Source organism: Methylobacterium sp. DB0501 (assembly GCF_011043735.1).
GTDB lineage: Bacteria > Pseudomonadota > Alphaproteobacteria > Rhizobiales > Beijerinckiaceae > Methylobacterium > Methylobacterium alsaeris.
This window is the reverse complement of sequence record NZ_JAAKGV010000013.1, coordinates 1-21,365: the sequence shown is the minus strand read 5'-3', so window position 1 is coordinate 21,365 and position 21,365 is coordinate 1. Positions and strand designations below refer to the sequence as shown.

Annotated in this window: 14 protein-coding genes and 1 pseudogene; 11 read left to right on the top strand and 4 right to left on the bottom strand. The window is 70.8% G+C overall.

Going from position 1 to position 21,365, the window contains the following annotated elements; genetic code table 11:
- Positions 1 to 39: 39 nt before the first annotated feature.
- Positions 40 to 747, bottom strand: coding sequence for a hypothetical protein (locus tag G4G93_RS19190; RefSeq protein WP_165086391.1), 708 nt, complete (start codon positions 745 to 747; stop codon positions 40 to 42).
- Positions 748 to 957: 210 nt separating this feature from the next.
- On the opposite strand from G4G93_RS19190, the gene G4G93_RS19185 reads away from it, so the two are divergent.
- From G4G93_RS19185 to cysG, 10 genes are all read left to right on the top strand, one after another.
- Complete coding sequence (locus G4G93_RS19185; protein ID WP_165086389.1) at positions 958 to 1,593, top strand: ANTAR domain-containing response regulator; 636 nt, start codon at positions 958 to 960, stop codon at positions 1,591 to 1,593.
- Positions 1,590 to 2,591, top strand: a complete 1,002-nt coding sequence (locus tag G4G93_RS19180; protein WP_165086387.1) for a CmpA/NrtA family ABC transporter substrate-binding protein — start codon at positions 1,590 to 1,592, stop codon at positions 2,589 to 2,591. The genes G4G93_RS19185 and G4G93_RS19180 overlap by 4 nt, the downstream gene beginning before the upstream one ends.
- Before the next feature lie 553 nt (positions 2,592 to 3,144).
- The gene (locus tag G4G93_RS19175) at positions 3,145 to 4,431 is read left to right on the top strand and encodes a CmpA/NrtA family ABC transporter substrate-binding protein (protein WP_165086385.1); all 1,287 of its coding nucleotides are present in this window, start codon (positions 3,145 to 3,147) and stop codon (positions 4,429 to 4,431) included.
- Position 4,432: 1 nt separating this feature from the next.
- Positions 4,433 to 5,293 carry a nitrate ABC transporter permease gene (ntrB, locus tag G4G93_RS19170; protein ID WP_165086383.1) on the top strand — a complete coding sequence of 287 codons (861 nt, stop codon included), beginning with the start codon at positions 4,433 to 4,435 and terminating at the stop codon, positions 5,291 to 5,293.
- Between the two features lie 11 nt (positions 5,294 to 5,304).
- Positions 5,305 to 6,099, top strand: coding sequence for an ABC transporter ATP-binding protein (locus G4G93_RS19165; protein ID WP_165086382.1), 795 nt, complete (start codon positions 5,305 to 5,307; stop codon positions 6,097 to 6,099).
- A 4-nt stretch (positions 6,100 to 6,103) separates the two neighbouring features.
- Complete coding sequence (locus G4G93_RS19160) at positions 6,104 to 7,321, top strand: NAD(P)/FAD-dependent oxidoreductase (protein WP_165086380.1); 1,218 nt, start codon at positions 6,104 to 6,106, stop codon at positions 7,319 to 7,321.
- A gap of 11 nt (positions 7,322 to 7,332) precedes the next feature.
- Positions 7,333 to 9,120, top strand: a complete 1,788-nt coding sequence (locus tag G4G93_RS19155; protein WP_165086378.1) for a NirA family protein — start codon at positions 7,333 to 7,335, stop codon at positions 9,118 to 9,120.
- 244 nt (positions 9,121 to 9,364) lie between these two features.
- Entirely contained in the window at positions 9,365 to 10,978 is a 1,614-nt protein-coding gene (locus G4G93_RS19150) for a sulfite reductase subunit alpha (protein WP_165086377.1), read from the top strand.
- Between the two features lie 292 nt (positions 10,979 to 11,270).
- Complete coding sequence (locus G4G93_RS19145; RefSeq protein ID WP_165086375.1) at positions 11,271 to 13,952, top strand: nitrate reductase; 2,682 nt, start codon at positions 11,271 to 11,273, stop codon at positions 13,950 to 13,952.
- A gap of 54 nt (positions 13,953 to 14,006) precedes the next feature.
- Positions 14,007 to 15,473 carry a siroheme synthase CysG gene (cysG, locus tag G4G93_RS19140; protein ID WP_165086374.1) on the top strand — a complete coding sequence of 489 codons (1,467 nt, stop codon included), beginning with the start codon at positions 14,007 to 14,009 and terminating at the stop codon, positions 15,471 to 15,473.
- Positions 15,474 to 15,596: 123 nt separating this feature from the next.
- Here the strand turns inward: cysG and G4G93_RS19135 are convergent, their stop codons facing one another.
- Together G4G93_RS19135 and serA are read right to left on the bottom strand one after the other, a co-directional pair.
- On the bottom strand, positions 15,597 to 17,690 hold the full coding sequence (locus tag G4G93_RS19135) for a bifunctional diguanylate cyclase/phosphodiesterase (protein WP_165086372.1): 2,094 nt from the start codon (positions 17,688 to 17,690) through the stop codon (positions 15,597 to 15,599).
- A gap of 139 nt (positions 17,691 to 17,829) precedes the next feature.
- Complete coding sequence (gene serA, locus G4G93_RS19130; protein ID WP_165086371.1) at positions 17,830 to 19,077, bottom strand: phosphoglycerate dehydrogenase; 1,248 nt, start codon at positions 19,075 to 19,077, stop codon at positions 17,830 to 17,832.
- A 322-nt stretch (positions 19,078 to 19,399) separates the two neighbouring features.
- On the opposite strand from serA, the gene G4G93_RS19125 reads away from it, so the two are divergent.
- Complete coding sequence (locus G4G93_RS19125; protein ID WP_165086370.1) at positions 19,400 to 19,996, top strand: SCO family protein; 597 nt, start codon at positions 19,400 to 19,402, stop codon at positions 19,994 to 19,996.
- A 10-nt stretch (positions 19,997 to 20,006) separates the two neighbouring features.
- On the opposite strand, the pseudogene G4G93_RS19120 reads toward G4G93_RS19125, so the two are convergent.
- Positions 20,007 to 21,065, bottom strand: a pseudogene (locus tag G4G93_RS19120) (glycosyltransferase family 2 protein); the annotation flags it as partial.
- Positions 21,066 to 21,365: the final 300 nt, after the last annotated feature.

Sequence of the window (21,365 nt, the reverse complement as noted above, 5' to 3'; positions counted from 1 at the left end):
TGATCCCGTTCGCAGATCGATCCTTGCTCGGCTTTCGATCTAGCGCCGCCGGTCGATCAGGTCGATCATCGCGGCGCCCGCATTCGTCACGCCCTCGCCCAGAGCCACCATGCTCTGGGTCACCAGCCGTCCGGTCGGGGCGAAGGGCAGCCACGGCGCCGGACGCTCGACGGTGCCCCCGGCGCTGGCCGTGCGGGACGCCGCTTCGCCGCCCGTTCCCCGGTCACCGATTCCCTTGTCGCCCGTGCCCTTGTCCGGGGTGACCTTCGCGACCTTGAGGTCGTCGGGCCGGGCCGGCGGCCGCACGCCTGCGAGGGACGGCACCGCCCGCGCGCGATGCGGCGCAGCGCGGCGCAGCGCTCTTCCTTCGTTCTCCCTGCCTTCGACGTCCTTGACCTCGGGCTCCCTGGTCTCGACGACCGGCAGCACCGGCGCCGCGGCCTCGCCCGGCAGGCTGGCGATCAGCGGGAATGGCTGCTCGAATTCGAGCGGGTAGGGCGCGCGCATCCGGCCCTCGCCATCCGGGACCGCACGGAACAGGTCGGCGCCCGCCGGAAGCGGCTGCATCGCGGCGACGCGGCCCTCTTGCGTCCGGGGCGGCGCCCCGCGCCAGTACAGCGAGCCCGCCGCCAGGCAAATGGCCACGCAGGCGGTGGGCAGGAGCGGCAGGTAGCCCCGCGAGGCCCCGGGCAGGCTCCCGATGGCGCCGACACCCGCCGGCTCGCGCATCCGCCCGTTCTGCCGCATCCGAACCTCCCTGCCGATCACGGTCGCGAATGAAGCGCCGGTTTCGGGCCGAAGCGGGGCCGTTTCTTTGCGCTTTCGTGTCAACCCGCGGCAGGCGGGGCCGGGCTCGGCCGCCCTCCGCCCATCGGGGCCCTCCCGCTCGGAGCCTCCCTCGGGTAAGGGGCAGTTCCGCCGCCTTCAGGCCCAACAATTGCGTGATCCGACGCCGACATGCCCGACCGCGCAACGCCCTCCCCGGCTGCTCCTCCTGCCGCCCCGTCCGCGGGCGAATCCCTCACCATTGCCGTCGTCGACCCGAGCCGCGCCCGGGCCGCGATCCTGGAAGAGGGCTTGCGCGCCGTCGAGGGCGCCCGCGTGGTGGTCATCCCCGACACCGCCGACCTCCTCGACCGGCTCTCCGCCCTCTCGCCCGACGTGGTGGTGATCCACCTCGAGAGCCCGAGCCGCGACCTCCTGGAGCAGATGTTCGGGGTCTCGCGCCTGGTGGAGCGGCCGGTGGCGATGTTCGTCGACCGATCCGACACGCCGATGATGCAGGCGGCGGTCGATGCCGGCATCTCGGCCTACATCGTCGACGGGCTCCGCGCCGAGCGGATCAAGCCGATCATCGACATCGCGATCCTGCGCTTCAACGCCTTCGCCCGGCTGCAGCGCGAGCTCACCGAGGCGAAGAGCGAACTCGCCGACCGCAAGCTGATCGAGCGCGCCAAGGGCATCCTGATGAGCGCCAAGGGGCTGACCGAGGACGAGGCCTACAAGCAGCTCCGGCGCAAGGCCATGAACGAGAAGCGCAAGATCGTCGACATCGCCCGCGCCATCGTCACCGCCGCGGACCTGCTCGGATGAGGCTGCAACTCGGCTACGTCCCGCTCACCGACGCCGCGGTGCTGATCGCCGCGGTGGAGCGCGGCTTCACGGCGGGGGAGGGGCTCGAGGTCGATCTCGTGGCCGAGCCCTCCTGGGCGACCTTGCGCGACCGCCTGGCACTCGGCCTCCTCGACGGCGCCCACATGCTGGCGCCGCTGGCGCTCGCCTGCCACTTGGGCCTCAGCGGACCGCAGGCCCGCCTGATCGCCCCGGCGGCGCTCGCCCGCAACGGCAACGCCGTGACCCTGTCGCTGCCGCTCTGGCAGGCACTCGATGCCGAATCCGACGCCTTGGCCGATGTGGCCAAGGCGCTCGCCCGCGTCGCCGAGGCCCGGGCGGCGGAGGGGCGCCCGCTGACGCTCGCCACCGTCCATCCCTATTCCAGCCATACCTACCAGTGGCGGCGCCTGCTGGCGCTCGGCGGTAGTTCGCTCGCGTCGGTCCGCCTCGTCGTGGTGCCGCCGCCCCGCACCGTCGCGGCTTTGGAGCGCGGCCAGATCGACGGGTTCTGCGTCGGCGCCCCCTGGAGCGGCGTCGCGGTCGAGGCTGGGGTCGGCCGCATCGCGGCCCTGGGCGCGGCGATCGCCCCGGATTGCCCGGAAAAGGTACTGGCGCTCCCCGCCGAGATGGAGGACCGCGCCGCGCCGCTGCTGCGAGCCCTCAAGCGGGCGGCCCGCTGGTGCGGCGATCCGGGGAACCGCGAGGACCTGGCCGCCCTGCTCGGCGCCCCGCGCCATCTCGGCCTCGATCCGGTGCTGATCCTGCGGGGCCTCGCCGGGGCGTTGCGGCTCGCGCCGGGCGGACCGCCGGTCGAGGCTTCAGATTACCTCGTGCTGGGTGAGCCCGAGCTCACCCCCGACCCGGCCGCCCTCGAATGGATGGTCGAGGAGATGGCGGCGGCGGGGCAGGTCGACGCGGGTGTGGCGATTGCTGAGGCGGCGGGGTTGTATCGGGCGGATCTGCTGGCGGCGGCGTGAGGTTGCCCCGACGGATCGACGTCGACTGCGTCAGTCCGGGCTCCGCCGCGCGGCCGCGGAATGACATTCAGGGTACGATATCCGTCGAGCCAAAGCACACGACGCAGGAGGTTGCGCGGGTACGGGAGCGACGGCCGCCGCGCGCCCGCACGGCGCAACCTCCTGTGTCGTGTCCTGCGCCGTCGCGCAGAAACCACGCGCTCGCTCCTGCCCAACCGTTGAGCGCGGTGCTTCCTTGCCCATTTCCCTGCCGGCCCAGCCTATCATTTGTGCATTGCACCGGCCGGCAACGCTGATCCCCCCGCCATCGCTGTGAAGCTTCGAACCATTTCAATTTCAAGCACTTGAATGGTTCCCACGCAAATTGGCACGGAACCTGCTCTCGTCCTCTTGCCCGTCAGCGTCGACGGGCACCGACTGTCAGCAGAGCCGCTGACCCGAGTTCCCCTGTGGGCCCGCGACCGCGCGGCCGGCGGAAGACCTTGGGTAGCGGCTTTTTGCGTTTCGGCACCCAGGCGCCACGCGGCGCGAACGGCTTGAGGGCGAAGCATCGATGAGCAGCGTTGAGCACACCACGCGTCGCGGCATCCTCAAGGGGGCGGCCGGCGCCCTGTCGCTGGCGGCGGCCGGCCGCGCCGCCCTGCCGGGCGGCGCCTTCGCGCAGGGGGCCGGACCCGAGGTGAAGGGCGCTAAGCTCGGCTTCATCGCGCTCACCGACGCCGCCCCCCTCTTCGTCGCCAAGGAGAAGGGCATCTTCGCGCGTCATGGCATGCCCGACGTCGAGGTGCTGAAGCAGGCCTCCTGGGGCACCACCCGAGACAACCTGGTGCTGGGCTCCGAGGGCAACGGCATCGACGGCGCCCACATCCTGACCCCGATGCCCTACCTGATCAGCGCCGGCCGGGTGACGCAGAACAACGTGCCGGTCCCGATGTACATCCTGGCCCGGCTCAACCTCGCCGGCCAGTGCATCTCGGTTGCCAAGGAGCATATGGGCGACAAGGTCGCCCTCGACGCCAAGCCGTTCAAGGCGGCGCTGGAGCGCAAGAAGGCGTCGGGCAAGTCGGTGAAGGCGGCGATGACCTTCCCGGGCGGCACTCACGATCTCTGGATCCGCTACTGGCTCGCCGCCGGCGGCATCGATCCCGACAAGGACATCGAGACCATCGTCGTGCCGCCGGCCCAGATGGTGGCGAACATGAAGGTCGGCACGATGGATTGCTTCTGCGTCTGCGAGCCGTGGAACGAGCAGCTCATCACGCAAGGGATCGGCTACACCGCGCTCACCACCGGCGAATTGTGGAAGGACCACCCGGAGAAGGCGCTCGGCATGCGCGCGTCCTGGGTCGACAAGCACCCGAACGCCGCCAAGGCGCTGCTCGCCGCCGTGATGGAGGCGCAACAATGGTGCGACAAGCCGGAGAACCGTGACGAGCTCGCCGGCATCGTCGCCAAGCGCCAGTGGATCAACGTCCCGGCCAGCGACGTCGTCAAGCGGATGAAGGGCGAGTTCGATTACGGCGACGGCCGCAAGGTCATGAACAGCCCGCACATCATGAAGTACTGGGCCGACAACGCCTCGTACCCGTACAAGTCGCACGATCTCTGGTTCCTCACCGAGGACATCCGCTGGGGCAAGTTCGATCCTCAGACCGACACCCAGGCGCTGGTCGAGAAGGTGAACCGTGAGGACATCTGGCGCGAGGTAGCCAAGGGCATGGGCGTCACGGCGCCGGCCTCGACCTCGCGCGGCAAGGAGACCTTCTTCGACGGCAAGGTCTTCGATCCGGCGGACCCCTCCGCCTACCTCAACAGCCTCGGCATCAAGAAGGTGGCGTGAGATGGCACTCGGACTGAGCCTCGGGCGCCTCGGCGCCGCCAAAGCCGAGGGGGCGCGGGCTCCCCTCGTCACCCGTGCCGCCCTGAAAGGGCTGGCGCTGCGAATCGTGCCGCCGCTCGTCGTGCTGGCGGTCTTCCTGCTCGTCTGGGAAGTCCTGTGCCAGCGCCCCGGCGCCGGCCTGCCGCCGCCCTCGCGCGTCGTGACCGATGCCTGGGAGATCATCGTCCACCCGTTCTACGACAATGGCGGCACCGACAAAGGGCTGTTCTGGCACATCGCCGCCAGCCTCCAGCGCGTCGCCCTCGGCTTCACCCTGGCGGTGGTGGCCGGCGTGCTGCTCGGCACGCTGGTCGGCCAGTCCGAATGGGCGATGCGCGGCCTCGACCCGATCTTCCAGGTCCTGCGCACCATCCCGCCGCTCGCCTGGCTGCCGCTCTCCCTCGCCGCCTTCCGGGACGGCCAGCCCTCGGCGATCTTCGTGATCTTCATCACCTCGATCTGGCCGATCATCATCAACACCGCGGTCGGCATCCGCAACATTCCGCAGGATTACCGCAACGTCGCGGCGGTGTTGCGCCTCAACGCCTTCGAGTTCTTCGCCAAGGTGATGCTGCCGTCGGCCGCGCCGTACATCTTCACCGGTCTTCGCATCGGCGTCGGCCTGTCCTGGCTCGCCATCGTGGCCGCCGAGATGCTGATCGGCGGCGTCGGCATCGGCTTCTTCATCTGGGACGCCTGGAACTCCTCGCATATCAGCGAGATCATCGTGGCCCTGGTCTATGTCGGGGTGATCGGCTTCGTGCTCGACCGCTTCGTCGCCGGCCTCGGCCACCTCGTCACCCGCGGCACCGCCACGGCCTGAGGGAGCCCGTCATGACCCATCTCAGCCTCGAGCAGATCGGCATCAGCTTCACCCGGAGCGGGCGCACCACGGAAGTGCTGCGCGACGTCAACCTGAAGATCGGGAAGGGCGAGTTCGTCTCGCTGATCGGTCATTCCGGTTGCGGCAAGTCGACGGTACTCAACATCGTGGCGGGCCTGCTCAAGGCCTCCACCGGCGGCGTCCTCCTCGACGGTCGTGAGGTCAACAGCCCCGGCCCCGAGCGGGCGGTGGTGTTCCAGAACCACTCGCTCCTGCCCTGGCTCACGGTGCGGGAGAACGTGGCGCTGGCCGTCGACAAGGTCTTGCGGGCGAAGAAGAGTCGGGCCGAGCGGCGCGACTGGATCGAGCACAACCTGGCGCTGGTCAACATGACCCACGCCGCCGAGAAGCGCCCGCACGAGATCTCGGGCGGCATGAAGCAGCGCGTCGGCATCGCCCGGGCGCTCGCCATGGAGCCGAAGGTGCTCCTCATGGACGAACCCTTCGGCGCCCTCGACGCGCTCACCCGGGCGCATCTGCAGGACCAGCTGATGGAGATCCACCTGCGGCTCAAGAACACCGTCATCATGATCACCCACGACGTGGACGAGGCGGTGCTTCTCTCCGACCGGATCGTCATGATGACGAACGGTCCCTCGGCGACGATCGGCGAGGTCCTGTCGGTGCCGCTCGCCCGGCCGCGCAAGCGCCTCGAACTCGTCGAGGACCCGACCTACACCCATGCCCGGGCCGAGGTGCTGGAATTCCTCTATGCCCGCCACGCCAAACCCGCGATCGCGGCCTGATACCATGACCGACCGCCTCGTCGTCATCGGCAACGGCATGGCCTCGCTCCGCTTCCTGGAGCGGCTGACCGAGGCCGCCCCCGGCCGCTACGCCGTGACCTGCGTCGGCGCCGAGCCGGTGGCGGCCTATAACCGGGTGCTGCTGTCGTCGCTCCTCGGCGGCGAGGTCGACGAGGCGGCCTGCACCTTCCGCGGGCTCGACTGGTATGCCGAGCACGGTATCACCCTCGTCACCGGCGCGCCCGCCACCGCGATCGATACCGCCGAGCGGGTGGTACAGGTCGGCGAGGGGCTGGTGCTGCCTTACGACAAGCTGGTCCTGGCGGTCGGCTCGGTGCCGATCCGGCTGCCGAAGCCCGGCATGGATCTTCCGGGCGTCATCACCTTCCGGGATCTCGCCGACGTGGCGGCGATCCGCCGGGCGGCGGTAGCGGGCGCCAGGGCCGTCGTGATCGGCGGCGGCCTCCTCGGGCTCGAGGCGGCGGTGGGCCTCGCCCGGCTCGGCGTCGACACCACGCTGCTGCACGTCATGGACCGGCTGATGGAGCGCCAGCTCGATCATGCCGCCGCCGGACTGGTGCGCGAGGCGATGGAGGCCCGCGGCGTCCGGGTGCGGCTCAGTGCCGATACCGCGTCGGTCGAGGGCGACGGCCGCGTCGAGCGCCTGATCCTGTCCGACGGCACGGTGCTGCCGGCCGACCTCGTGGTGATGTCGGTCGGGGTGCGCCCCTCGACGGCTTTGGCGGCGAGCGCCGGGCTCGCCATCGGCCGCGGCATCCGGGTCGACGACACGATGGCGACCTCGGTCCCGGGCATCTACGCCCTCGGCGAATGCGCCGAGCACCGCGGCCAGACCTACGGCCTCGTCGAGCCGGCCTACGAGCAGGCCGAGGTGCTGGCCCGCCATCTCTGCGGCGTCGAGGCGGCGTATGCTGGCACCTCGCTCGCGACCAGCCTCAAGGTCTCCGGCCTGCCGGTCTTCTCCGCCGGTGCCGTCGACGTGCCCGAGGGTGCCGAGGCGGTGACCTGGAGCGACCCGGCCGCCGGCCTCTACCGCAAGCTCGTGATCGACGGCGACCGGCTGATCGGCGCGGTCTTCGTCGGCGACGTGGCCGAGCAGGGCTGGTGCAAGGCCCTGATCCGCACCGGCGACAGAATCGGTTCCGACGACCGGGACGACCTGATGTTCGGTCGCCCCATTCCTCAACCCCTCGCAGCGTGAAGGAGCCCGCAATGGCCGACGACTTCGACGCCGAGCAGAAGCGCTACCTCGAAGGCTTCTCCCACGGCATCGCCGCAATCCGCATGACCGGCGGCCTCGCCGGTGGCGGAGCCGCGCCTGCGCCCGCCGCCGAGCCGACCGGGCCGGATGCGATCCACATCAAGGCGCAGGACCGCACCGTGAAGAACGGCGGCAAGCTCGCCGACCAGGAGAAGTGGAAGCGGGCCGAGAACCCGTTCGACGGCCACAACCGGCTGATCGCCGAGGCCGAGACCGGCAAGGCCCCGAAACCCGAGGACAATTTCCGCTGGCGCTATCACGGCCTGTTCTGGGTCGCCCCGGCGCAGAACTCCTACATGTGCCGCCTGCGGATCCCGAACGGCATTCTGCACCACTGGCAGTTCGCCGGCATCGCCGACCTGGCGGACGCTCATGGCGGCGGCTACAGCCACGTCACGACGCGCGCCAACCTCCAGGTGCGGGAGATCGCACCCGAGCACGGCCAGCCCTTCCTCGACGGGCTCGTCGATCTCGGCCTGACGGCGCGGGGCGCGGGCGCCGACAACATCCGCAACGTCACCGGATCGCCGACGGCGGGCATCGACGCCCAGGAACTCCTCGACACGCGGCCCCTGGCCAAGTCCTGGCACAACCACATCCTCAACGACCGCTCGCTCTACGGCCTGCCGCGCAAGTTCAACGTCGCCTTCGACGGCGGCGGCGTGCTGCCGGTGCTGGAGGAGACCAACGACATCGGCTTCCAGGCGATCGAGGTGATGGAAGGCGCCGGCATCGAGCCCGGGATCTGGATGCGCCTCGTGCTCGGCGGCATCACCGGCCACCGCGACATCGCCCGCGACACCGGCGTGGTGCTGCGGCCGAAGGAGTGCAACGCCGTCGCCGATGCGATCCTGCGGGTCTTCATCGAGAACGGCGACCGCACCAACCGCAACAAGGCGCGGATGAAGTACGTCCTCGACGCCTGGGGCTACGACAAGTACCTCGCCGCCGTCGAAGAGAAGCTCGGCCGCAAGCTGGAGCGGGTCGATCCCGCCCATGTGAAGCCCCGCGGCGGCTTCGACCGCTACGCCCATGTCGGCGTCCACAAGCAGGTTCAGCCGGGCCTGAACTGGATCGGCGTGGTGCTGCCGGTCGGCAAGATGACCACCGACCAGATGCGGGAACTGGCGAAGATCTCGCAGGACTACGGCGACGGCCAGATCCGCCTGACCGTGTGGCAGAATTTTCTCGTCTCGGGCGTGCCCGACGATCGCGTGGCGGAGGTCGAATCCCGCGTGGCGCGCTTACGGCTCTCCACCAAGGCGTCGAGCATCCGCGCCGGCCTCGTCGCCTGCACCGGCAACCGCGGCTGCAAGTTCGCCGCCTCCGACACCAAGGGCCACGCGCTCCTCATCGCCGACCACGTCGAGGCCGCGGTGCCGGGGCTCGACGTGCCGGTGAACGTCCACCTCACCGGCTGCCACCATTCCTGCGCCCAGCACTATATCGGCGATATCGGGCTCATCGGCGCCAAGGTGGTGGTGAGCGAGGAGGGCGACACCGTCGAGGGCTACGACATCGTGGTCGGCGGCGGCTTCGGCGAGGCGGCCAAGATCGGCACCGAGATCTGGAAGGCCGTGAAGGCCGAGGAGTGCCCCGCCCGGGTCGAGACCCTGCTCAACGATTATCTCCAGCACCGCACCGGCCCGGAGGAGAGCTTCCAGGCCTACACCGCCCGCCGCGGGCCGGAGGCCCTGAAGGGCCTCGCCGATGCGCGGCTGCTGGAGGCGGCCGAGTAGTTGGTTTTCCTCCTCTCCCCGCGGGCGGGGAGAGGGCCGTGCTCCCGTTCAGGGAGTACGGCGAGCCCGCAGGGCGAGGGTGAGGGGTGTCTCCGGACGAGGCTCTTCCTGCACGACCCCCTCACCCTCGGCTGACGCCTCGCCGCGCCGACGACAAGGTCGTCGCGGCCCTCTCCCCGCSSGCRGGGAGAGGAGAAGGCCGGTGCATCACCGGCGGAACGCCACACTCTTTCGGTAACTCCCGATGACCCAGCACGTCGCTCCCCCGCTCGTCCTGATCCCCGAATCCGCCCCCTTCAACCCCGACCAGCGCGCCTGGCTGTCGGGCTACTTCGCGGCCCTGCTCGGACCGGCGGTCGAGGGCGCGACGGCGCTTCCGGCCGGCGAGGCACCCGGCGGGCCGGCGCTCGCCGACAACGACGACGCCCCTTGGCACGACCCGTCGATGCCCCTCGACGACCGCATGGCGCTCGCCAAGGAGCGCTCCGAGCCGCAGAAACTGATGGCCGCCATGGCCCAGCAGGATTGCGGCCAGTGCGGCTACAACTGTGCCGACTATGCCAACGCGCTCTTCCTCAAGAAGGAGGAGCGCCTGAACCTCTGCCAGCCGGGCGGCAAGGACACGCTCCGGATGCTGAAGAAGCTGGAGGCGGAGTTCGGCACCGCGGCTCCGGCCGGCGCCGTGTCCGCCGCCTCCGACGACGCCCCGAACGCCGACGCCCCGGTCGGCCCCTACGGCCTGTGCCGCGAGAACCCGGCCGAGGCGGTGTTCCTCTCCCGCCGCCGCCTCAACGCGCCCGGCGGCGAGAAGGAGACCTGGCACGTCGAGATCGACCTCGCGGGTACCGGGATCGACTACGTGGTCGGCGATTCGCTGGGTCTCTTTCCCGCCAACGCCCCGGCCCTGGCGGATGCGGTCATCGCCGAACTCGGCGCCCGGCCGGAGCGGATCATCGCCACCAAGCTCGGCGAGAAGACGCTGCGCGACCACCTGCTCACCAACTACTCGCTGGGTGGTGCGCCGGACGGGCTGTTCCAGCTCCTGTCGCTGCTGACCTCCGGCGCGCAGCGCAAGAAGGCCCAGGCGCTCAGCGCCGGCGAGGATCCGGACGGCGACGCGGCCTTCCTCGACGTGCTCGGCGCTCTCCACAAGTTCCCGGGCGCCCGGCCCGACGCCGAGGTGTTCCTGGAGGCCCTCGACGAGTTGCAGCCGCGGCTCTACTCGATCTCGTCCTCGCCCAAGGCCGATCCGGGCCGGGTCTCGCTCACCGTCGATGCGGTGCGCTACAGCCACCGCTCACGCCTGCGGCTCGGCGTCGCCTCGACCCATCTCGGCGAGCGTCTCTCCGAAACCGCCAAGGTGAAGGTCTACCTCCAGAAGGCCCACGGCTTCGGGTTGCCGGAGAATCCCCAGACCCCGGTCATCATGGTCGGCCCCGGCACCGGCATCGCGCCGTTCCGCGCCTTCCTGCGCGAGCGCGCCGCCATCCAGGCGCCGGGCAAGAACTGGCTGTTCTACGGCCACCAGCGCCAGGCCTCGGATTTCTTCTATCGCGATGAACTCAACGGCCTGAAGGACCAGGGCGTGCTGACCCGCCTGTCGCTCGCCTGGTCGCGCGACGGGGCCGAGAAGACTTACGTCCAGGACCGGATGCGCGAGAACGGCCGTGAGCTGTGGCGCTGGCTGGAGGAGGGCGCCCATTTCTACGTCTGCGGCGATGCCAAGCGCATGGCCAAGGATGTCGAGCGGGCGATCATCGACGTAGCGGCGAGCCACGGCGGCAAGAGCCCGGACGAGGCGGTGGCGTATCTGGCGGCGCTCAAGAAGGCGAACCGCTATCAGGCGGACGTGTATTGAGGGCGGTAGAGATTCCGTCTCCCTCGACGTCTTTGCCACCCTCCGCGTCATCCCGGGGCCGCGAAAGCGGAGCCCGGGATCCAGAACTGCGAAGGGGTCAGGATCAGGCGAGGCGCCATTCGTCTCGTTTGAAATGACCTTAGCGTCTGGATTCCGGGCTCCGCTTTCGCGGCCCCGGAATGACCCTGAGGGTGCCAGCTTTCGTCGAGCAGGCCGACGACCCCCGCCGGCCCACCCCTTGCTTGCCCACAACCCACCGGCCCCACCCCACGCCCGGCGAAAGGCTCCTGCGATGAACCTGCACGTGCCGGCCCTCACTCCCGAGGCCGCCCCCGTCCGGACCACCTGCCCGTATTGCGGCGTCGGCTGCGGCGTGCTCGCCCGGCCGGACGGGGAGGGAGGCGCGAGCGTCGCGGGCGATCCGCAGCATCCGGCGAATTTCGGCCGGCTGTGCTCGAAGGGCTCGGCGCTCGGCGAAACCCTCTCCCTCGACGATCGCGTGCTGCACCCCGAGATCGCCGGGCGGCGGGCGAGCTGGGACGAGGCGCTCGACGCCGTGGCCGAGGGCTTCCGGCGCACCGTCGCGGCGCACGGGCCGGATTCGGTGGCGTTCTACCTCTCGGGCCAACTCCTGACCGAAGACTATTACGTCGCCAACAAGCTGGCGAAGGGCTTCATCGGCACGCCGCACGTCGACACCAACTCGCGCCTGTGCATGTCGTCCTCGGTGGCGGCGCATCGCCGGGCCTTCGGCTCCGATACCGTGCCGGGCTGCTACGAGGACCTGGACGAGGCCGACCTCCTGGTGCTCGTCGGCTCCAACACCGCCTGGTGCCACCCGATCCTGTTCCGGCGCATGCTCGACGCCCGCGCCAAGCGCGGCACGAAGATCGTCGCCATCGACCCCCGCTGCACCCAGACCGGCGAGGAAGCCGACCTCTTCCTCGGCATCAGGCCCGGCACCGACACCGTCTTGTTCTCCGGCCTCCTGGTCCATCTCGCGGACACGAACGCCCTCGATCCGCGCTACATCGCCGAGCACACCGCCGGCTTCGAGCCCGCGCTGGAACGCGCCCGCCAGATCGCCCCGACGGTGGCCGCGACCGCCGCCGCCACCGGCCTGACCGAGGCCGAGGTCGAGACCTTCTTCACCCTGTTCCGCACCACGCCGCGGGTCGTCACCGCCACCTCTCAAGGGGTGAACCAGTCGGCGCAAGGGACCGACAAGGCCAACGCCATCATCAACTGCCACCTCGCCACCGGCCGCGTCGGCAAGCTCGGCATGGGGCCGTTCTCGCTCACCGGCCAGCCCAATGCCATGGGCGGGCGCGAGGTCGGCGGGCTCGCCAACATGCTGGCGGCCCACATGCACTTCACCCCCGAGGAAGTGGACCTGGTGCGCCGGTTCTGGAACGCGCCGAACATCATCACCGGCGAGGGCCTGAAGGCGGTACAGCTCTTCGAGGCGATCGAGCGCGGCAAGATCAAGGCGCTCTGGGTGATGGGCACCAACCCCGCCGTCTCGATGCCCCGGGCCGACCGGGTGCGGGCGGCGCTCGCCAAGCTCGACACCTACGTGGTCTCCGAGGTGGTGGCGAACACCGACACGGTGCGGGCCCGCAACGCGATCCTGCTGCCGGCCCTCGCCTGGGGCGAGAAGGACGGCACGGTGACCAATTCCGAGCGCCGCATCTCGCGCCAGCGTGCCTTCCTCACGGCACCCGGCGAGGCGCGGGCCGATTGGTGGATCATGGCGCAGGTGGCCAAGCGCCTCGGCCATGCCAAGGCGTTTTCCTGGCCGAACGCCGCGGCCGTGTTCCGCGAGCACGCCGCCCTGTCGGACTTCGAGAATCGCGGCACGCGCGACTTCGACCTCGGGGGACTGGCCGACATCACGGACGCCGCCTACGATGCGGCCGCGCCGGTGCAATGGCCCGTGACCCGCAAGGCCAAGGGCCCCCAGGCCCGCTTCTTCGCCAATGGCGGCTTCTATACCCGCGACCGCAAGGCCCGCTTCGTCGCGGTGCAGAAGCCGGCGCTGGCGCAAGCCACCAGCGACGCGCTGCCCCTGCGCCTCAATACCGGCCGGGTGCGCGACCACTGGCACACCCTGACCCGCACGGGGAAGAGCCCGCGCCTCTCGGCCCACCGGGCGGTGCCCTTCGTCGAGATCCATCCCGCCGACGCCGGGGCGGCGGGCCTGACCGACGGCGACCTCGCCCGGATCCGCACCGCCCACGGCGCGGCGGTGCTCGAAGTCATGGTGACGGCGGGGGCGCAACCGGGCGTGCTGTTCGCCCCCATGCACTGGAGCGAGGCCAACACCTCGGACGGTCGCGTCGGCGCGCTTGCGCAGGGCGCCGTGGACCCGGTCTCGGGCCAGCCGGAACTCAAGGCGACCCCGGCCTCGATCGCCCCCGAGCCCTACCGCTCCCGCGGCTACTTCATCACCCGCGAGACGGTGGCCGCGCCCTACGGCTGGTGGTGGGCGCGGGCGAGCCTGGAGGGGGCGACGGGCCTGATCTTCGCTGCCCAGGACGGCGTGCCCGAGGCTGCCGCCCTGATGCGCGAGACCTTTCCCGGCGCCACCTTCAGCGAGTACGCCGACCCGGCCCGCGGCCGCTACCGCGCCGCCGCCTTCCGGGACGGGCAATTGCTCGGCGTGCTGGCGCTGGCACCGTCCGCCGAGCGCCCGACCTGGGACGCCGCCAAGGCGTTCTTCCGCACCCAGGAACTGCTGGAACCCTCTGCCCGCCGGGCTCTGATCTCCGGGCGGGCCGAGAGCGCCGGCACCGGCCCGCTGGTCTGCGCCTGCCATACCGTCGGGCTCGACACGATCCGGGGGGCGATCAAGGGCGGCGCGCACGGCGTCGAGGCGGTGGGGGCGGCCTGCAAGGCCGGCACCAATTGCGGCTCGTGCATCCCTGAGATCCGCAAGCTGCTGGCCGCCGAACTTGCGCCCGCTTCCGCATAGGCGCATCTGATGACGCAGGATTTCCCGAGACTCGTGTCAGAAACTCATCGTCCCATGCGTACGCCCCGTGCCCCTCGCGAGACCCGCTCCCCGGGCCTCGAGCCCCTGGCCGTGCTGCCGGTCTTCGTGACGCTCACGGGCAAGCGCGCGGTGCTGGCCGGGGCCAATGGCGGTGCTGCCTGGAAGGTGAAGCTGCTGGCCGCCGCCGGCGCCCATGTCGACGTGTTCGCCCCCGAACCGACCGAGGAGATGCGCGGCGCGCCCGCCGAGGCCGTCGCCGGGACGGTGGTGCTGCACGCGCGCGACTGGTCGCCGGCCGATCTCGAAGGCGCCGCCTTCGCCATCGCGGCCTTCGAGGACGAGGGCGAGTGCGAGTGCTTCGTCGCGGCCGCCCGCGCGGCGGGCGCCATCGTCAACGCCATCGACCGGCCGCATCTCTGCGACGTCTCGTTCGGCGCCATCGTCAACCGCTCGCCCCTCGTCGTCGGCATCTCGACGGAGGGCGCGGCCCCGGTCTTCGGCCAGACCGTGCGGGCCCGCATCGAGGCGATGCTGCCGGCCGGGTTCAAGGCCTGGGTGGGGGCGGCCCGCGACTGGCGCGCCGACGTGAGCGCCCGCTACCACGCCTTCGGCGAGCGCCGGGCCTTCTGGGAGCGCTTCACCGACCTTGCCTTCGCCAACCCCGAGCGGGCGCCGGTCCGCGCCGACCTCGACGCGCTGATCGCCGGGAACGACGCAGCCCCGACCGGCGGCAGCGTGGTCCTGGTCGGCGCCGGCCCGGGCGACGCCGAACTCCTGACCCTCAAGGCCCTGCGAGCCCTGCGCAGCGCCGACGTGATCCTGTATGACGACCTCGTCGCGCCCGAGATCCTGGATTATGCGCGGCGCGAGGCCCGCACGATGCTGGTCGGCAAGACCGGCCACGGCCCGTCCTGCCGCCAGGACGACATCAACGCCCTGATGGTCTCGCTCGCGCGGAGCGGCAAGCGGGTGGTGCGGCTCAAATCCGGCGACCCCCTGGTCTTCGGCCGGGCCGGCGAGGAGATCGATGCCTGCCGGGAGGCCGGCATCCCGGTGACGGTCGTGCCGGGCGTCACGGCGGCGCAAGGGGCGGCGGCGTCGCTCGGCGTCTCGCTCACCCACCGCGACGCGGCGCGGCGCCTGCAATACGTCACCGGCCACGACCGCCGCGGCACGCTGCCCGACGACCTCAACTGGGCCGCGCTCGCCGACCCCACCGTCACGACGGTGATCTACATGCCCAAGCGCACCCTGCGTGCCCTGCTGGCGAAGGCGGTGGCCGAGGGCCTGCCGCCGGCGACGCCCGCGCTCGTGGTGTTCAACGCCACGCGCCCCGACCAGGCGGTGGTGCAGGGCGACGCCCGCGACCTCGCAGACCGGGTCGAGGCGGCGGGGCTGGAGGGGCCGGCGATCGTGATGGTGGGCGACGCGCTCGGCCGGGGCGCCCAGGCGGAGCACCTGCTGGCGATCCCGGAGGTGGCCGGGCGGGCGCGTCTCTGAGCGCGCATTCCCGTTGCGCGATAAACCCGGCCGCCGACGGAGCCCGCATCCTCCCGGACTCCGCATTCGGTCCGGGATGTCGCGGAGGGTGGCAACACCGTCGACGGCAGCCGAGCGGTGTTCTCAGGCGACGGCGGATCTCGCCGGCCGCGCCCCCGTGAACCCTTCGATCACCGCGACATCCGCCTCCCGCGGCGCCGGTCGGCCGAGCAGGTAACCCTGCACCTCGCTGCAGCCCTCCGCGATGACGAGGTCGAGATGGGCCTGCGTCTCGACGCCCTCGGCGACCGTGGTCACGCCGAGGCGCCGGCCGAGATCCGCCACCACCCCGACGATCGCGGCGCAATCCGGCCGCGCCACGGCGTCGCGCACGAACGAGCCGTCGATCTTGATCTTGTCGAACGGGAACGCCCTCAGATGGGCCAGCGACGAGAAGCCGGTCCCGAAATCGTCGAGCGCGACCCGCACGCCCATGTCGCGGATGCGGCGCAGATCCGCCAGGCCCGCTTTCTCATCGTTGAGGAGCGCGCTCTCCGTCACCTCGATCTCGAGCCGGTCCGGCGGCAGGCCGCTGGCGAGCAGGGCTTCCAGCACCGCCGGCGCGAGCGTGCCGGTGCCGAGCTGGCGCGGCGAGACGTTGACGGCGACCCGGGCCTTGTCCGCCCAGGTCGCCGCATCCTCGCAGGCCCGGCGCAGCACCCAGGCGCCGAGGTCGCAGATCAGGCGGCTCTCCTCGGCGACCGGGATGAACTCTCCCGGCGAGAGCCAGCCGCGGATCGGCTGGTGCCACCGGATCAGGCCCTCCCGCGCCGTCACCGTGCAGGTGCGCACGTCGATGATCGGCTGGTAGAACAGGAACAGCTCGTCCCGGCTCGTCAGCGCCGCGCGCAGCTTCGCCTCGATCCGGAGGCGGTCGCGCATCCGCGTCTCCATCTCGGCACAGAACAGCCGATAGGTCCGCTTGCCCGCAGCCTTCGCCGCGTAGAGCGCCATGTCGGCATGGGCGAGGAGCGCCTCCGGCTCGTGCCCGTGCTCGGGCGCCACCGCGATGCCGATGCTCGCCCCGACCTCCAGCGAGCGCTCGCCCTCCGCCGGGTAGGGGGCGACCAGGGCGTCGATCAACCGGTCGGCGAAGGCTGCCAGGGCGCGGGGCTCGGTCAGCGGCGTCGTGACGGCGAATTCGTCGCCGCCGAGGCGCGAGACCACCGTGCCGGGCTGGTCGCACAGGGCCCGCAGGCGATCGGCCACCTGGCACAGCAGGGCGTCGCCGACGAGGTGGCCGTTCGAATCGTTGACGACCTTGAAGCCGTCGAGGTCGATGAAGAGCAGCCCGAGCGCGCTGCCCTCCCGCGCCAGCACCGCTTCGAGGCGTTCGCGGAAGGTGGACCGGTTGGCGAGCCCGGTCAGCGTGTCGTAATGCGCGAGCTGATGGATGCGCGCCTCGGCGGCAACCTGCTGGGTGACGATCGACCAGGTCAGCATCGGCCCGAGATAGGTCCCGTCGGTCCCGCGGACCGCCGAGGCCTGCAGGTCGAGCACCTCGGGACCGACCTTGATCCGCGCATGGTGGGGCAGGTTCGCCGGATCGGCGAGGAGCCGGCGCTGATGCGTCGGGTGCCGGTGGAAGACGTCGATCGAGGCGCCCATCAGGTCCCGGGCCTTGATCGGCAGATGTGCCTCGATCTGGCTCAGGGTCCGCTTCGAGGTCTCGTTGATGTAGGTGATGCGGTAGGTCGCGGGATCGACCGTCATCACGGCGACCGGCATGTCGTCGATCATGCGCAGGAGCCGGTACTCCTCCTGCCCCTTGAGCACCTCGGCGGTGGCGATCGACCAGACGAGAAGCGCCCGGCCGACCCGGCCGTCCGGCCCCGGCAGGGCATGGATGCTCAGGTCGAGCCATTCGTCGCCGAACCGCATGCGCGTCTTGTGCGGCAGATTGCCGGGCTGGCTCAGCAGGTCGCGCTGGTCGCCGGGATTCGGGTGGAAGATGTCGATCGACGTGCCGACGATCCGGTCGGGGTCGATGCCCAAGGTGCCGCGGATCGAGTGCAGCAGCGCGATCGAGGAGGGATTGGCGTAGTCGATCGTGAAGGTGGCGAGATCGCAGGTCATCACCCCGATCGGCATCACGTCGCAGATCTGCGAGAACGAGATCGGCCCGAGCGGACCCTCGGCCGGTGCGAGGGCGACGCCCGTTGATGCACACCGCTTCATGCCCGCACGCTTCCCCGGACCGCCGGCCGCGCCCCAGGCTGGAGGCGGTCGGGGTTACGCCGGGTAATATGGGGGTTAGGCGGTTACCGCAACCTGAACATGATCCTGCGGGGCCCGGTGCCGGGCCCCGGCCGCGGCCTCAGCGGCGCTCGTAGAGCAGCCGGGCCCGGATCGTGCCGTCGATGGCGCGCAGCTCCTCGAGCAGCGCCTCCGGATCGACATCGGTCGTGTCGGTCTCGACCACGACGTAACCGATTTCGCCGTCGGTCTGGTAGAACTGCGCCGCGATGTTGATCTGCCGGCGGGCGAAGGTCTCGTTGAGGCGCCCGAGCATGCCCGGCAGGTTGCGCTGCACGTGGATGAAGCGCAGTCCGGTCGGACGGGCCGGCAGCTGCACCTGCGGGAAGTTCACCGCGCCGACCGTCGAGCCGATATCGGAATAATCGACGAGCTTGCGGGCCACCTCGGCGCCGATGCGCTCCTGCGCCTCCTCGGTCGAGCCGCCGACATGCGGGGTGAGGATGACGTTCTCGAGCCCCTGCAGCGGCGAGTTGAACCGCTCGCTGTTCGATTTCGGCTCGACCGGGAAGACGTCGACCGCCGCTCCCCGCAGGTGGCCGTCCTTGAGGGCGGAGGCCAGGGCGTCGAGGTCGACCACCGTGCCGCGGGAATTGTTGATCAGGTACGCGCCGGGCTTCATCGCCCGGATCTCGGCCTCGCCGATCATGTTGTGGGTCGAGGCGTTCTCCGGCACGTGCAGCGAGACCACGTCGCTCTGGGCGAGCAGCGCGTTCAGGCTCTCGACCGGCTCGGTGTTGCCGTGGCGCAGCCGGTCGGTGAGGTCGTGGAAGATCACCCGCATGCCCATCGCCTCGGCGAGGTTCGAGAGCTGCGAACCGATGTTGCCGTAGCCGACGATGCCCAGCGTCTTGCCGCGGACCTCGAACGAGCCGTTCGCCGACTTGTCCCAGCCGCCGACATGGGCCGAGACCGAACGCGGCACGATGCGACGCAGCAGCATCACGATCTCGCCGATGACCAGCTCGGCCACCGAGCGGGTGTTGGAGAACGGTGCGTTGAAGACCGGGATGCCGCGCCGGCGCGCCGCGTCGAGATCGACCTGGTTGGTGCCGACCGAGAAGCAGCCCACGGCCATCAGCCGGTCGGCGGCCTCGAAGGCAGCCTCGTCGAGCTGGGTGCGCGAGCGGATGCCCAGGATGTGGACGCCCTTGAGGGCCTGGCGCAGGTCGGCCGGGTCGAGGGCCTTCGCGAGCCGCGTGACGGTGACGTAGCCGGACGCCTCGAGCAGCGACACCGCGCTGTCGTTGATGCCTTCGAGCAGCAGGACGCGAATCTTGTCCTTGGGCAGTGAGAGCTTGTCGGCCATGGCGGTCTTCTTGGGAAAACGGGAGCCGGATACCGCGGGAGGTGCGGGCCGGTCGGCGCGAGCGATAGGAGAGCGCGCGCCGCAACGCAATATAAGGCGGCCCGCCTGCAGGGCAGCGCTGCGCCCACCGCGCAGGCACGCCGCCGCCCGGAAGCGGGGCACCATGCCTGCTTCGTGATCGGGGCGACCCCGGCCCGCTTCGTGATCGGGGCGACCCCGTGCCCCCTTGCCGCCGCCGCCGGGCGGTGCTCCACCGGCCGCGTCCGCCGATCGACGCCGCCGGTCGCGGCAACGATCCCGGCAAGCCAGGAAGAGACCGCCGATGCCCCTCACGCCCCGGATGCGCCGTGCCGCGATCCCGCTCCTCGTCTTCGCCCTCGGCCTCGCGGTGCTCGGCCTCGCCGCCAGCCTGATGCTCGGCCGGCCCGTCGCCACCGGTACCAGCGCGGTCGGAGGGCCGTTCACCCTGGTGAACCAGGACGGCCGCACGGTCACCGACCGGGACTTCGCCGGCAAGCCGCACCTGGTCTTCTTCGGCTTCACCCATTGCCCGGACATCTGCCCGACCACCCTGCAGCAGATCTCCGACGTGCTGGCGGCGCTCGGGCCGAAAGGGAACGACGTGAAGGCGCTGTTCGTCACCGTCGATCCGGAGCGCGACAACCCGGCGGCGCTGAAGGAATACCTGTCGAGCTTCGATCCCCGCATCGTCGGGCTGACCGGCTCGCCCGAGGCGGTGGCCGCCACCGTGAAGGCCTACCGGGCCTATAGCCGCAAGGTGCCGCTGAAGGAGGGCGACTATACCATGGAGCACACCGCGCTCGTCTACATCATGGACGGGAACGGCCGCTTCGTCGGCTCGCTCAACCTGATGCGCCCGGCCAAGGAATCCGCCGACGAGGTGGCGCGCCAGCTCTGAGCCCTCACCTTCGCCGCTGCATCGCCCCGCTGCGCGAGGTGGCGGCGAGCCCGTGCTCGGTCTTGTTCCAGCGATAGGGCGCCAGCAGCAGCTCGACGAGGCCGAGCCAGGCCGCCAGGCTGACGAGGCCGTAATAGAACGGCAGCACCAGCACCCAGGGGATCAGGCTCCACCAGCCCCGCCGCAGGCCGCCGACCAGCGCCGGCAGCCACATCGCGCCGAGTCCCGCGGCGGCGACCGTGAGGCCGGTCGCCGTCACCAGATTGGCGAAGAAGTCCGGCGCGGCCGGCAGCGGATCGACAGCGAGGTGCCGGACGGCGAGCGCGATCCCGAACGGGTAGGCGAGGGCGCAGGCGACGGTGCCCGGCACCGTCGCCGCCGCGCAGAGCAGGCCGAGAGGCCCGAGGCACCGGAACGCCGCGACCGGGTGCCGGCTGTGGGTGATCGTGGTCTGGACGAAGCCCTTCATCCAGCGGATGCGCTGGCGCAGCCACGGGCGCAGGGCGGCGGGGGCCTCCTCCAGGGTCGAGAGCGGCAGGTCGCCGACCCGGTAGCCGGCGAGCGACAGGCGCAGGCCGAGATCGGCATCCTCGGTGACGTTCCAGGCATCCCAGCCGTGCAGCTCGCGCAAGGTCCGGGTGCGGAAATGCGTGGTCGTGCCGCCGAGCGGCACCGGCAGATGCGCCGCCGCCAGCAGCGGCAGCAGCACGTCGAACAGGGCCGCGTATTCGAGGGTGAAGCAGCGGGTGAGCCAGGAATCGTCGGTATTGTCGATGACGAGGCGGCCCTGCAAGCAGGCGAGTCGCCCGGAGCCGGCGCGAAACAGCGCGGCCGCCGCTTTCAGCTGGCCGGGATCCGGCACGTCCTCGGCGTCGTAGACCACCAGGTGCTCGCCGCGGGCGAGCGGCAGGGCGACGTTGAGGGCCCGCGGCTTGGTGCGCGGCAGGCCGGCCGGCGCCGTCACGATCTCGAACCGCGCCGGCAGCGGCAGGGCGGCGAGGGCCGCGGCGGTCGCGGTGTCGTCGGCCTCGATCACGAATTTCAGGTCGAGCTTCGAGGCCGGATAGTCGCGGTATTATGCAGCAAGCTCACCGTAAAGCGTTGAGGTAGGCTCATAGCGACACCCGTAGGATTGTTCCCTACGGTTCTCATTCGTACCAGATTTGTTCTGCCTGACTCATTCAATGGGGAAAGGCGGACGAATGGCGCTTGCTCATTCGTGGAGAGGGGGTATGATGCCACGCATCCGTAGAGGGTCAACCGTGCGCGATATCCGTCCAGACCTTAAAGAGCGTCTCGCCGAGCTTGATAGCCGGATGAGCACGTTAGTGGCGGAGTACAATCGCCGTAAAAATGAATTAGATAAAGA